Below are 14401 nucleotides of genomic sequence, written 5' to 3'. Positions count from 1 at the left end.
AATAAAGTTTCCATCAAACATCACATTAGAATAATACAAATAGGGGCTTTTTGAAAATTTCAAAATTTGACCGTATTAAACCTTTGTAATTTTGCTCAATTTTAAAAAATAGGAAGTCAAACAATGCACAATAAGGGAGAACTGAGTTGATTAATTTTCCGCAATCGTTTACGCATCCGATTGCGAAAACCATCATAATCCATGGATTTTTCTATTAAAAACTCAAGTAAAACAGGATTTTAATTAGATTTACGTTAAAATCTGCAACACTAATTTAACTTTAAACAATTGACTTAAAAAAATTTGATAGGAAACTACATCTTTCATAAGTTTAATTTCATACAAGCAATCATGACTTTTATCATAAATAAAACCAACATCTAATAACACAAATCCCACCCTTTAACTTAAGTATCAACTACTTAAGCTCAGGCAGAAAACAAACCCTCGGGTCTCCCTGAATTCAACAAAAAAAACCGATCCTAAAAGAATCGGTTTTTAGACAATTTTTAATTCAATTTTATCACACAAGAAGATACACGCCTAAAATAAGGGAAAAGAAAATGAACTGATTCATTGATTACTTAAACCGCTTAAGGTATCAATTTCACAAAATAACCTCTCTATTTTTTCACAAATCGCAAAACCTTGCGATTTCCTTCTGTGATTATTTCCAGCAAATAGACGCCGGTAGGCAGCTGATCCGTCAATAAATTCAATTCTTGCTTATCTGAAAAATATTGTCGATCGAGGGCCACTCCCTGATGATTTAATATTACCAATTCTACCTGCCCCATTACATTTGGCAAAAACAAGGAGGCCTGGTCGGTCACCGGATTGGGCACTAATCTGACCTGGTCCAGCGAATCTACAGATAAGACATTTTCATAGGAGAGCACCACTCTACAAGTACCATCCGCAACAAAAAGCTCAATATTCCCCACCTCTCCTTCCGGCTGAAAATAGCCTTGATTATAGTCCGGAATAACCTCCCCGTCCACAATCCACTCATAATCGGTTCCTACGGTTTGGGTAATATAAAAGCCGGATTCCTGCACCAATGGGCGCGCATTAATGGTATTCTCCGCTACCCAAACAATTTCCGAAAAACTGTCTCGCTCATTATTTTCATTGGAGATGCTTAAATTCACCTCATATTCTCCTGATTCCGGGAATACAAAATCAACATCCTCCCCCTGAATCACTTCTGAATAATCCTCCTTGGTGATGGTCCAGGTGGTTTCTGAAATCCTCCCTGAGCTCAGGGAAGTCAAAGAAGCCACCCCTTCTGCACAAGCAAAGTCCACGTCCATTTGCGCGAAAATGATGTCATCACAATCTTTTTCCACCCAGCCTGTCGCATTGGTGATAAGACTATGATCTCCGGAAGCAAATACCGCCGCCCCATCTACACTCAGGCCGTCTATATTCAGATAATCCATGCAAAATCTGCGGGCATTACTATACAGCACCGAAGCTTCACCGCCACTGAAATTCATCAAGGCTCCTTCCTGTCCCATCCCTTCCATATGTTCGGAAATACTCAATCGCTGGTCCGCCTGCACCTCCAGTGCCGCCCCAGTCCTTAGGAAGAGGCTGTCAATGGTGGCATCACTCAGAACGTTTAATGGAGAAGCGGTTACAATCGACTGAATTTTACCCTCACCTCCGGAGAGGTTAACAGGCACATTTGCGGCAATTGCGCCCAATAGGGCATCTCCCGTGGATAAACTAATGGTGCTACTGTTTTCATTGGTCAGCGCCAGTCTTACCTGATTTAAGTCTGCATTTCCCCCACTGGAAAAATCTATTCGATTTGCCACAGTCCAATCCCCTTCTGAATACATCAATGTAGGCGCATTCGTATTACTGACCTCTATATCTTGTAAACGCAGATTTTCGATATAATAGGTTCCTCCGTTGAGGTTCAGGCTTTGGGCATTCAGCTCACCACGGATATTCCATACGGCAGATTCCGCCCCGGTGAGGTTAATGCCACCATTGACAATTTCTTTTTGAACATTTACATTAATTAAATCTCCTCCTGAAGCCCGAAGGTCGATCACGCCTGAATTACTGATTTGTCCGATCCCTTTTAATATTAATGCTCCATTCAAAGCCAGGGTTCTGTTGGATAAATTCAGGTTTCCGGCAGAAATGGTCAAAGAATTTGCCACCGGTGCTCCTATCAGGGCCACTGTAGGGTTACCGGAATTGGAATCAATCAAAACATCCGTTCCTTCATCCGGAATTCGATTTACCGCATCCCCACCGGACTGCTCGGCCCAATGCGTACCGTCTGTCCAATCTCCACTGCCACCTACCCAGTACAAAATATCTTTTTCTTCTTCTAATGGACCCGCAGAAGTAATCAAACTAAAAGACTGCCCTCCATCTCTTAAAGCACCTCGATGCGATACCTCTACCGTATAGGTTCCTGCGGCAGGAAGGGCGATTTCAACTTTTTCATTATTATCCACATCATTTTTGGCAGCATTGGTAGCGGCTCTGGAAGGAAATTCCGGATCTAAAGACCAGGCATAATAAGAGGTCCCGGCCTGATCTTTCACCACTACATCCAGATTGTTTACCAGTACCGGATCCCGCGGATTCAAAGATTTTGCCGGAGAGCTTCCTTCCGGATCTGTCCAGGAAAGGGTGACCATTAAAGGGTGCTGACCGTCACTTACTACCTCATAGCGCTTGGTCTGACTCTGAATTAAGGAATCTTCCAATATTTGATAATTCGCCTGGTGTTCATTCTGAATTAAATAAGCCGCTCGATCGGCTGCAAATAAACCAAAACCAAAGGAATAATCGGGCCCTACGGAGGAACCTGCTTCTCTGGCAGTATGAATGGCCAAACCTTTTAAAGTAGCGGCCCGCATATATTCTCCCTGATGATAAAGCCCATACAATTCCTGAAGAATCAAAAGAGAACCAGCCACATTTGGAGCCGCCATGGAAGTCCCCTGAAGGGTTTTATAAACCTCATTATCCAACTCAAAAGAGGAATTATAGGCTGCAGCAGACAGCACGCCTACCCCATTCCCCACGAGCTCCGGCTTAATGCGGCCATCATCTGTAGGCCCCCAGGAGCTAAAATCACTCATGTCCACATCCTGGGGCCCGGAATAATTCAACACTTCTCTTACCGCTCCGATGGTCAGGCTATTTTTGGCCGTCGTTTCCGGAGGTAAGCAATCATAGGGACCGTCCACTCTTTTTTCCACTTCAGGGCGAACGGTGGAATTGGAGGGAGCATCTCCCCGGTCATTACCTGCCGCCCAGACGATTAAATAGTGTGGCGCATTATAGGCCAGGCGATCAATATCCTGTGCCTTGGAATCATAAAAACCGAATAAGTAATCTTCCTTGGTCGTAACACTGGCATCCCCGAACCAACGGTCTCCGTCCCATCCGCGGATGGTGCCGTAACTATGGTTAGAAATCAACAAACCTTCCTCCGCCTGTGTGGCCATTTTATTCAAGTCTCCTGCTGCTGACATGCTCACAAGCTGCGCCTTGGGGGCCATTCCTTTGGCGTCAGCATTTACTCCGGCGCCCACCATGGTTCCTCCGACATGCGTTGCATGGTCCTGAGATCCCGGTGTATTGGAGGAGGAACTATTCCCAAAACGTTCAATATGGCCCACCAATTCCACATGGTTAAAATTCGGATCGCCGATTTCCACCAGGCCGATACGCATGCCCTCCCCCTCTAAATCCAGGCGAAAATCACCACCATCCCCCAGCTTTACTGTCCCGGTGGTTATGGCGGCTTGCTTATTATAATTGGTGATATAAATTAGCTGTTCGCCCCGGTGTCCATCCAAAAATGCCGTCCGACCATCTTTCAATTTAAAAGACAGGGGCGCATTTTGCATTCGGGCCAAAGCACGGGCTTTTTCCATATTGAGCTCATAGGCTACTTTTAAGTCACCTCCAACCTTCCGGAGGTTATCGGTACTTTGGGCCATCAGGAAAGAAGGCAGGCAAATAAAAAGAAGTCTTATTAATATTTTCATTACTGTTGTGTTAGGCAAAGTTTATAGGTTAAGCTTTCTCTTTTCCTTATTAATTTGGAAAGAAATCAGGACTATTCCATACACTAAGGAGTAAACTCAGTGTAGATATCATAGGGATCATCACTGAAGAGCCCCACTTGCACCATGTGAATGAGGAAGCGGTCTTCACAAGGGTCATAAATGGCTTCCATTTCATCCACCAAAATTTCCACATCTTCAAACCCAACCATTTGCGCATCGATAATGGTCACATTTCCCTGTTCGTCAATTCGAAAATCCATGGTAACCGGAAATCCTCCGGAGAATTCCGGGTTTTCGGTGAGATAGGCCACATAGTCACCCCATATATTATTGAAGCGATAAACCCCATTCGAGATTTCCTCCAGACGCGCCGGGAAAACGTGATTTCCGTCCCCAACGGCTCCAAAGGTAGATTGCACCACTTCTCCTCTGTACCGCTCTGAAAGCAGAACCGGGCAATCATTATCCCGAAAATTCACCAGCAGAGAAGAATAAACGGTTCCATTTTCATAGCCGATGACCAACTCTTCCGGCGCACTGACCTCTATGATGCGAATGGTCACCGAACGGCTCTCGAAATTTTCTTCCGTATCTTCCAGGGCCTGAATGATCAGTTCCCCTACTTGTTTTCCTTTGGGGATAATCACCTGCTTGGTACTCAAAACATAATCCACTCCTTCTCGGGCATTCACTTCTTCCAGCTTAAAGCTGATTTTTGTATCTTCCTCTCTGGGCAATGACATATTGACCTCCAACAGTACGCCCTCCCCTTCGGTCAGGTCAAAAACGGCGGCATCTGTCAAATTAAAAGTGACATAATTAGCCCCTTCATAGTATTCGCTGGGAGTATCCGCACAGCCTGATAGCAATAAAGGAAAGCTCAGTGACAGGATTAATATTTGAAGTATATTTTTCATCTGTTCAGTTGCTATTGAAGGTTTAATAACCGGAATTTTGTCTCATATTATCATTGGCCAACATTTCATGCTGGGGGATGGGCATCACAAATCGGTGATCTGAAGAAACCAGCACTTTGGGGGTGTTGACCGTGGTCACATCTACCCGAATGACCGGATCTCCCCACCGTCTTAAGTCGAACCATTGGTGCCCTTCAAAGCTCATTTCCAAAAGCCTTTGTTGCTTAATAGCATTTAAAATACTAAGACCATTTTCACCCCCATTGGTAAATCCGCTAATACGCTCTGACCTCAAACGGTCAATATCCTGCAGGGCATTGGATTGCTGATTATTGAAGTAATAGGCCTCGGCACGAATCAACAACATCTCCGAAGACCGAAAGACGATCAGATCTCCTGCGTTGACCGCCGAATTTCCGCCAATATATTTCCCTACAATTTGCGTTTGCTCAATTTGATCGGCATCCTCTGCGACCTGTACTTCAAAGCGGACATCCAGCTCCGGATCTCCAAGGGAATTAGAAGCAAAGGCATTGATAAAATCCTGTGTCGGGAAAAAATTCACCAGTCCGCTATTATCCCGCCAGAGATTCCCTATTCGCCCGGACTCCGCGGGGATGTCAAATTTGAATAAAACTTCCGCATTATCAGGGGCATCAAAGTCAAACATATCGGCATAGTTACCTTGCGGAATAATGTCTTTCACGTTCAAAACCTCCGTGGCTTTCTGTATAGCCGTGGGATAGTCTTTTTCATATAATGCGATACGAGCTTCCAGGGCTTTGACGGCATTTTCATTGAAATAAATGTACTCCAATTCATTATCCTCCCGGCTCCCCTGCTGCTGAAAGGCGGCAGATTGCTGAAGGTCTTCCTTTAAGAAGTTATAAACCTCCGCCACCGTATTCCTGGGAGGCTCCCCTACTTGTGGTGCCAGCATATACGGCATGGCAGAAGCTCCTTCCTGCGTATAGGATTCTGAGAATATTCGAAATAATTCGAAATGCGCTAAAGCCCTTAATCCATAAGCTTCCCCTTTAATTTGATTGGCCAGAGCCACATCAGCATCTGTTGGTAAAGGCACCTGATCCGCAGCGATTAGTAACAAGTTCAGCGCATTAATAACACTATAATAACCGGACCAGCCATAGTCACTCATCAGACTGGGCGTATCCGGAGTATATTGCCAGTTATAAGCCGAAGAGCCAATATTTCGCCCTTTGGAGGCCATCTTACATAAAGCCGTCTGATAGGTGGAAGTCCGAAGGGTTGGGCTTTTGGGGAATAAGGCATAAACCGCCGCCAGGCCCGACTCCAGATCGGCTACATTTTCATAGGCCACCCCACTGTCGATTAAATCCGTGGGGGCGATTTCCAGGTCATTGGTACAGCCCCAAACGAAAAGAACTGTCAACAACAAAAATATTTTTTGATATGATTGATTCATGTCATGGGGTTTTTAAAATCCAACGTCAATTCCCAGGGTGTAAATTTTCGGTGTAGGGTACTGGAATTGGGCAATATTATTTCCAATCTCCGGATCAAATCCCGTAAATTCCGTCCAGGTATAAAGGTTCTGCCCTTGCAGGTATATCTTCAGTCGATCCAGTCTGATTCTGGATATCAATTTTCGCGGAAAGTTATAACCTAAAGTCACGTTTCTTAACCTTAAGAAAGAGGCATCTTCAATATCCTGAGAGGTAAACTGTCTTTGATATCTGGGAGAAGGAATGTTGGTCACATCTCCCTCTTCCTGCCACATGGTCAACATCACCGTGGACTGATTATAAGGCACATTATGATTTTCTATGAAGAAAGACTGGTTATTGAAAAGGGTATGCCCGGCCTGAAAGTTAAAGAAGAAACTAAACTCAATACCTTTAAAGGTAAGGGTATTGGTCATACCGCCCACATGCGGAGGGTTGGAGGTTCCCCAATTAGAAGTGGCATTGGACGAATTAAAAATGGGTGTCGGATTGCCAAATTGATCCAAATACAAGGGCTGCCCATTGGCCGGATTTACCCCTGCCCAACCCACGGAATAATGAGATCCTAAAGGATAACCTTCCCGCACCAGGGAGGTACCGAACTCAAATTCTGTCACCTGCCCCAAGTCCAGAATCTCATTATCATTATAAGCATAATTGAGATTAGTCGTCCATAAAAAATCACCTATGGAAACATTGGTCGTATTCAGCGTAATTTCCACTCCGCGGTTACGCATTTTACCGGCGTTCCGTCTTACGGAGGTAAAACCGGCGGTGGCAGACAATTTTTGATCTAAGAATAAATCCGAAGTAATGTTATTGTAAGCTTCAAAAGAGCCACTGATGCGATCCTTGAAAATGGAATAATCCAGGCCCACATTCAGCTGATTTGAAATCTCCCATTGCAAATCCGGATTCCCTACTGAAGCCGGATAAATGCCACTCACCCCGGCATAAGTACTCGTCGCCACAAAGGTCTGTACACTTTGAAAATCCCCTACCGAACTATCGGTATCATCCTGATTTCCTGACTTTCCATAAGAAGCCTTTAGCTTCAGGCTATTCACCCAGGAAGCGCTAAAAAAATCTTCCTCCGAAATATTCCAGGAAGCCCCGACCGACCACAAGTTTGCCCAGCGATTATTCTGACCGAATTTAGAGGAACCATCGCGGCGGGCACTTAATGCCAAATTATATTTACTTTTATAAGTATAGTTTCCGATAAAGAAGTAAGAATTCAGGGCATTCTCCGTATTCCCTCCTCCAACGGTTGGAATAAAGCCATTAGAGGCAGTTCCGGGCGTAATCGCTGCTGGCGTATTGGGTAATTTGGAATTCAGACCAAAGCCGGAATAGCCAAAAGAGGATTCCTGCTTACGGATTAATTCCATATACAAACCACCGGAAAAATCATGGTCTCCTATCGTGCGGGTGTAAGTTACGCTATTCAGCCAGATGTATTTGAAATACTTATTATCTGAAGCACCGTAGGAACCTTCCTGTCCGCGCTGGCTACTGCCGGGCTGGGAGTCCGGACTGATATAGCTGGTGGATTTGGAAGAGCGATAGTCCAGACCAATTTTGGATTTGAATGAGAAGCCCTCATAGAAGTCATAGGAAACATCAAAAGTCAGATTGGTTTTGAGCTGCCCTTCCTGAAATGAGGTTTTTTCATCCCATTCCAAAGGGTTGGCGTCCAATGGCCCGTAAGTATAATTCCCATCCGAATCTAGTGGAGGCTGATAAGGCATATTCAGCGTGGAAGCAAAAGGATTGGCGATGCTTAAAGACTCCGAGGGCAGGAAATCAGATTGAGAATAACCTACAGAAGAAACCAGGTTAAAACGTAAGCGTTTGGAAGCTTCGTGGGCGATATTGACCCTACCGGTTATCCGCTCCAAAGCAGAGCCAATACCCACGCCTTGTTGTTCCAGATATCCGCCCGAAATGAAAAAACGGGTTTGTTCTTTTCCTCCCTGAGCACTTAACTGGTGCTGCTGCGTAAAACCGGTGCGCGTAACGACATCTAACCAATTGGTATTGTACTGACGAAGACTGTCCAGAGAATTATCGGAACCTGATGGTCTTTCCGGATTATTGGAGGAAAAATCCCAACCCGGACCATTCTGCACCATTTCTTCATACTGCAAACGCTCCTCAGTATTCATCATTTCATATTTCCAATCCCCAATTTCGGAAATACCAAACTGACCGGAGTAGTTAAATTTTGTCTTTCCTACTTTTCCTTTTTTAGAGGTGATCACAATCACCCCATTCGCCCCACGAGAACCATACAGAGAGGTGGCGGAAGCATCTTTCAGCACACTGACACTTTCAAAATCATTGGCATTTAAGGCTGCAAACTCCGCTGCTTCTATCGGCACGCCATCCATCACAAATAAAGGCGTATTGCCTCCCAATATGGAGCCGTTCCCCCGAATACGCACCGTGGCTGCCGCACCGGGTTGTCCTGAACCGGCATTGACATACAAGCCGGCGGCTTTTCCCTGTAACACCTGATCAAATGAGGGCACTGGCACCGATTCAATTTCGGAGGCATCAATGGAGGATATCGATCCGGATAATCGTTTTTTATTAATATCGGTATAACCGGTCACGACCACTTCTTCTAATTCTTTGAGGTCTGCTTCCATTTCCAAATCGAGGACGGTTCGGCCCTGTAATGGGATTTCCTGCGCAAGTAAACCAATAAAAGTAAAAAGGAGCACTACATTATCATTAGGTACACTTAATGAATAGTAGCCATCCACATTGGTGACCGTACCAATGGAGGTATCTTTCACCATCACGTTCACACCGGGTAAAGGCTCTCCATTTTCAATGGATTTAATGGTACCGCTGATGGTATGTTGAGATTGGGCTTCCGCTGCGAGGCAAAAAAGCAACAGTAGCAAAAAGGGTATAATCCGCTTCATGCAAGGATAGGTTAGATGTTTTGGGGCCAAGGTTGATGCCCGGGTTTTAGGAGTCCTCCAAGCTAACCGAAACATTTTCAATCGCTTGGATAAAATTAATAACGAATTAGAATGAGCAATGAACAACGCAGGTAAGGTTTTAGGGAAATAAAGCTTACTATGTTCAGGTTCTGTTAAGCGGAAAAAGTATCTCCTTCATAACAATAGCTTAAATTCAGCCTTAATTAAGCTTTATAAATAAAAATAAGGTAACTCACCGACAATTTGAAGCGATTAAAAACCATGTATGGTTTACCTCTAATAGTTCAAAAAACATTGATTTTATGGAAAAATTAGTCTTCAATAAACAAGAATAAACCTCCCCTTTTCCAGCAAGGCTTTGTATAAATAAAGCATTCGCCCATTGGGGTATGGCTTATGATCCGAAGCCTTTTTTTTAAGATCGCAAGAAGTTTAATCCGCATTTTGCCTGCTATACCGGAATATTCAAGCTTAAACCTTCAAGTAGCTGCAAAAGACGTGACTCATAAAAGGATAGCCTCCTTTTTGGCGTTTATTCCAGGAAGGCTGTTGAATGAAAAAAAAGCAAGCTTACCCAAATTCGGGCTATTAAAAAGTCAATAAACACAATACTAATGACTTAAAAATAACCCGTTTAAGCAGAACTACTGAATTTAGCGGTGAAGAATTCGGGGGGAACACAAAGCCCGAAGCAATCAGTGAAAGCTTGGGCCAAACAGGGCATAGTGGAAATAAAGCATAGCTACCATTTACTTCGGTAGCAGAAAACCGACGGCTTTTCGCCTATTAAATCGATAACATAAAGCCGAAGTGAAAAGGAAAGACACTGAAAAGTAGGTTTACTTCAGATGACTACTTTCTCTGTTAAATCTCTACTAAAGCATCTTTCGTGAAAATTCGGGCCATTCGTGGCTAAAATATCTCACAATTTTTTTAAACGAGACCACCTATCCTTTTCATTTATTTTAAAAGGAATAGAGCTTTGTCTGTAGGGTAACCCCAACCCTCAACGGCTCAAAATCATTGAAATAAGTCCCGGGAGTCACCTCTTTAAAATAAGAAACCGCCGTAAAATTATTATTGGTAAAAGCCGCAGAAAGCATTAAACTGGTAGAGCGATGCAGAATCAATTTTATCCCCATGCCCCACTCCCATAAATCATAGTTGGCGAAGGCCTTATTGGTTTCAATCCCACTTGCAAATTTAAAATTGGGATCGAATTCTGACTGACTGTTAAAGTTGCCCACTTCATAAGCACCATAGGGCACCAAATAAATCCCATTTCCTAATCGCAAGTCATAAGAGAGATTAAACTTATATCCCACGGATTGTTTTGGAAAAAAGCCTTTGGAATAATCTTCACTACTTCCTCCATTCCCTCTGATTGACCGGTATCGATCCGTGATTTCTCTTTGCTCAAAAAATACCGAAGTCATTATTTGAATTCCTTTATAAGCTAAACCCAAACCTAAACTTCCATTAAAACCGGATCTTACGCGTGAGGAGTAATATACACTTTCTCCTGAGGTGGTATTAAATCCAATTTTTGTCGGTGCGGAGGAGGATAAAATAGAAGACTGCAACATTAATACCGGTCTTTCCCTTCCATAATGCCACTCCAAAGCCTCATTTACATTTTCATTTTCAAAAGAATGCTTTTCCTGGGCTTTTACGTAGCCAGGATTAGTAAAATATAATTTGTAGGGCTGCATCCCCTTTTGGATCTCGAACCACTCTCCCATTTCATTTGGCTTAAATCGATGTGGTGCTTCCGAAGAAAAATCACGATTCCCATCTAGATCCAGATAGAATTGGAACTGTCCCGGAAAATATTCTTCCCCGAGCATTACGTGAATATATTTCTCACTTGACTTTTCTGTGCTGAGGCCCCAATACAGAATAAAGGTATTTTCTGTTAAACCCTCAGGCAGGGTAAAATCACCTTCAAAAGCCTCAAATTCCAGACTTGGATATTTTTCCCGAATATATTTTTCAGAAATATCCGGATGATCAATATCTAAAACCGAGACCACCAAAGGAATATCTTTCTCCTCCTTAGTCTCTGACTTTTGATTAATATGCTTTTCTAAAGCTTGTCCCAATTGACCGTAACGCCCCACATTATTGGCCGAGGAGTTCAGCAATCCCTGTGTAAATTGCGCACCACCATTACGCTGGCCAAAAACAATGGTAGACGTAAAGATAATAAAACAAATAAAAAGTAGGTTTTTATTCATTTCGAAATATAAAAAAACCCCGAGACAAATCCCGGGGCTCAACATTATCCATTCTTAATTTTTATTATAATGCCGGCGCTTTTACGCCATCCATATGCTTTAGATAAGACAAATCAAAAGTATGGTCTACTCCTGTAGATAACACATAATTATCAATAGAAGCTGTTCCATAATAGTAATAAGTCACATCCATTTTGTTACCATCTTCATCCTCTTCTTCCACCACTCTCATGGTACGATAGGCAAAAACGGCACCTGGCGCATCAAAATCGATTTTGTCCACACCTGCAGCAAAATCAAGTCCTTGCACTTCATAACGGTTATTTACATCGAAACCATCCGCTAATACTACAAGTTTAGTGTCATCTCCGGCTTCGATACCATTTGCAGTATACATGACATCAAAATCACTTCCTGGAGCTACTACTTTGCTACTTACTAGATCATAATAAGGAGTGGCGCTTGTGAAAGTATTGGCGGCATTGCCACTGAATGTCCATTTACTTACAATCCCGTAATTCATTACCGTATTACTTCCAAACTCATTAGAGGAGGTAAACATTACTTTAAGGGTATCACCAATCATACCGATATTAACCCCTTCGTTACTGATTTTGTATCCAAGGAAATCACCTGAATCCTTATCAGTAACAGTTTCGATCTCGTCTTGGTCTAATTCAACGTAATCACCACTGTTAAGGGCCACTTCAATTTTAATATCAGCCGCCTCAGCAGAAGATACAACCGGCGCCATACTCACAAATGCTTCGTATGTCTCCTCGTTATATACCAGTGCGTCAATTTCGATGCTATTGGCATCTACTAAAGAAAAACCGGAATGTTTAACGATGTAGGAGCCATCAGGCTGGTAACAACGAAAATCAATGCTTAATTTATTTTTGCCGGATTCATTCGCAAGACCAAAATCCCCATAGGTTCCTGTATAGGTCGCTAGGCCATCAGCCACTACCATTTCCATCTCTTCTCCATTTGCCATGAACGTAACCTTGGAAGGATTGCCCTCTAAAGGTACCGACAATTTGATGGGATCAAGCTCTGTAAATGCATAATTACCTGCCACGTGGAACGATTCAGAAGGAACTGAAACATCAAAAGACTCCTCGGGATCCGTACATGCGGAAAGCGCCAAACCCGCTACCGCCACGAAAGCCAAACTTTTTAATATCTTATTCATAATTGTGAATTCAAATGTTGTTATAGATTACTTTAAAGGGGCAGCTGGATTAACATCCCACCACATCTTTGAATAAAGTACGTCACCATTGTCAAGCATTGCAGCGCCTTCATTCATATTGGCAGCATTCAGGTTCCCTTCATCTGCCGGATAAGTCCAACGTGTTGGTACCGCACTGTTAGCCAATTTCTCGAAAGCGTTTTTCTCTGCTGGTGCGTAAAGTACATCTGCAAAATCAAATTGGCGGTAGCAAGACCAGCCTTCCTGACCCTGCATATACAAAGCCAACCATTTTTGAACTCCAATTGACTGCTTCCATTCAGCAGCATTGTATTGAATAGCCGATTGTTCTAGATAGGCTGAAATCGCTAGGTCTGAAACTCCCCAAGCCTGTAGAGAGGCCGTAATTCCTTTATAATAATGATCAGCAGCACTACCGGAAACATTCCATCCCAATTCTTTCGCATGAGCCAGGTTGAACTCTACCTCATCATACTTTAAAATAAAACCAGGAGCATCCGCTGAAGCCTCAACATAATCTGATGGCTGAGAGGTAGCGGATAATGGAATAGCCGTCACTTGCTCACGGGTAAGACCGTAAGTAAGCCCTTTATACTGACCTGCATTCGCGCCGGTAGTGGCTTTAGTGGCGTACATTGGTCGACGCGGATCATTGAATGCATTCATTGTTTCCAACAATGCCTCAGAAGGAGCAAAGTCGTTACGACCGCCATTGATGCGGTTATCATATAATGGGTTTTGGTTAGGTGCTGATGTCAAATATGGGAATTCAGCATTATCAGCCACAGAAGTCATCAAACCCGAAGCGATCGCTGCCTCGCCATGAGTCTTGGCGGTTGCCGGGTCAACATCTGCCATTCTCAAGGCCATTCTTAATCGAAGAGAATTACCAAATTTTTTCCATTTGGTCATATCCCCTCCAAAAATCAAATCACCTTCCATTCCGGCTTTGTCTGCATCAATCATCGCTACAGCATTTTCCAATTCAGCCAAAACACCTTTGTATACTGCTTCCTGAGAGTCATAAGCCGGAGACTTTTGATCAGATCCCTGAAGAGCATCCGTGTAAGGAATTGGCCCCCAAAGGTCAGTAAGGTTTTGTAAAACCCAGGCTCTCAAAATGGTGGCAACTGCAATTTGGTTGACTGCAGCTCCGGAAGCTTCATAGGATGCTGCATTTTCACTTTGCATCAAATCAAGAATTTCTTGAAAATCGCGCAATGGTCTTGCATATAAACGGTTCCAGGTATTATTAAACATACTTGCTCTACCTGCCCAGTTATAGTGAGATTCTTCCGGGTAATCATTCTGAGCCCAATACTGGCTCACCAACATTCCCATACGACCATTCTGCCACTCATCCCATGTTAAGTCCATCATGGTTTTTTGAGCATTGGTCATTAAATAAGCTGTTGGAACCTCAGTGGGTTGATATGGATTTGTATTCGCCTCCTCAAAACCAGAGGTACAAGCAGCCATAGAAAGCGCTGCTCCCAAACCCAATACTTTTATTTTATTTGAAACTAATTTCATATTAT

7 protein-coding genes are annotated in these 14401 nt (G+C 43.4%); all 7 read right to left on the bottom strand.

The window, feature by feature from the left end:
- Nucleotides 1-623 precede the first annotated feature (623 nt).
- The 7 genes from AAA970_RS02630 to AAA970_RS02600 all read right to left on the bottom strand — a co-directional run bounded on the left by AAA970_RS02630 (nt 624) and on the right by AAA970_RS02600 (nt 14396).
- Nucleotides 624-4028, bottom strand: a complete 3405-nt coding sequence (locus AAA970_RS02630; protein WP_338235880.1) for a S8 family serine peptidase — start codon at nt 4026-4028, stop codon at nt 624-626.
- A gap of 83 nt (nt 4029-4111) precedes the next feature.
- Nucleotides 4112-4966 carry a hypothetical protein gene (locus AAA970_RS02625; protein ID WP_338235879.1) on the bottom strand — a complete coding sequence of 285 codons (855 nt, stop codon included), beginning with the start codon at nt 4964-4966 and terminating at the stop codon, nt 4112-4114.
- A gap of 22 nt (nt 4967-4988) precedes the next feature.
- Nucleotides 4989-6413, bottom strand: coding sequence for a RagB/SusD family nutrient uptake outer membrane protein (locus AAA970_RS02620; RefSeq protein WP_338235878.1), 1425 nt, complete (start codon nt 6411-6413; stop codon nt 4989-4991).
- A 12-nt stretch (nt 6414-6425) separates the two neighbouring features.
- On the bottom strand, nt 6426-9389 hold the full coding sequence (locus tag AAA970_RS02615; RefSeq protein WP_338235877.1) for a SusC/RagA family TonB-linked outer membrane protein: 2964 nt from the start codon (nt 9387-9389) through the stop codon (nt 6426-6428).
- A 986-nt stretch (nt 9390-10375) separates the two neighbouring features.
- On the bottom strand, nt 10376-11647 hold the full coding sequence (locus tag AAA970_RS02610; RefSeq protein WP_338235876.1) for a hypothetical protein: 1272 nt from the start codon (nt 11645-11647) through the stop codon (nt 10376-10378).
- A gap of 64 nt (nt 11648-11711) precedes the next feature.
- Nucleotides 11712-12842, bottom strand: coding sequence for a hypothetical protein (locus tag AAA970_RS02605; protein WP_338235875.1), 1131 nt, complete (start codon nt 12840-12842; stop codon nt 11712-11714).
- A 27-nt stretch (nt 12843-12869) separates the two neighbouring features.
- Nucleotides 12870-14396: a SusD/RagB family nutrient-binding outer membrane lipoprotein gene (locus AAA970_RS02600; protein ID WP_338235874.1), complete on the bottom strand. Its 1527-nt coding sequence runs from the start codon at nt 14394-14396 to the stop codon at nt 12870-12872.
- Nucleotides 14397-14401 lie beyond the last annotated feature (5 nt).

Source organism: Persicobacter diffluens, from assembly GCF_036244895.1.
GTDB classification, from domain to species: domain Bacteria; phylum Bacteroidota; class Bacteroidia; order Cytophagales; family Cyclobacteriaceae; genus Persicobacter; species Persicobacter diffluens.
This window is presented reverse-complemented; position numbering and strand designations above follow the sequence as displayed.

What these genes read in the sequence shown, in the direction of transcription:
- AAA970_RS02630 (WP_338235880.1), bottom strand. Translation starts at nt 4,028, where the DNA reads ATGAAAATATTAATAAGACTTCTTTTTATTTGCCTGCCTTCTTTCCTG.
- AAA970_RS02625 (WP_338235879.1), bottom strand. Translation starts at nt 4,966, where the DNA reads ATGAAAAATATACTTCAAATATTAATCCTGTCACTGAGCTTTCCTTTA.
- AAA970_RS02620 (WP_338235878.1), bottom strand. Translation starts at nt 6,413, where the DNA reads ATGAATCAATCATATCAAAAAATATTTTTGTTGTTGACAGTTCTTTTC.
- AAA970_RS02615 (WP_338235877.1), bottom strand. Translation starts at nt 9,389, where the DNA reads ATGAAGCGGATTATACCCTTTTTGCTACTGTTGCTTTTTTGCCTCGCA.
- AAA970_RS02610 (WP_338235876.1), bottom strand. Translation starts at nt 11,647, where the DNA reads ATGAATAAAAACCTACTTTTTATTTGTTTTATTATCTTTACGTCTACC.
- AAA970_RS02605 (WP_338235875.1), bottom strand. Translation starts at nt 12,842, where the DNA reads ATGAATAAGATATTAAAAAGTTTGGCTTTCGTGGCGGTAGCGGGTTTG.
- AAA970_RS02600 (WP_338235874.1), bottom strand. Translation starts at nt 14,396, where the DNA reads ATGAAATTAGTTTCAAATAAAATAAAAGTATTGGGTTTGGGAGCAGCG.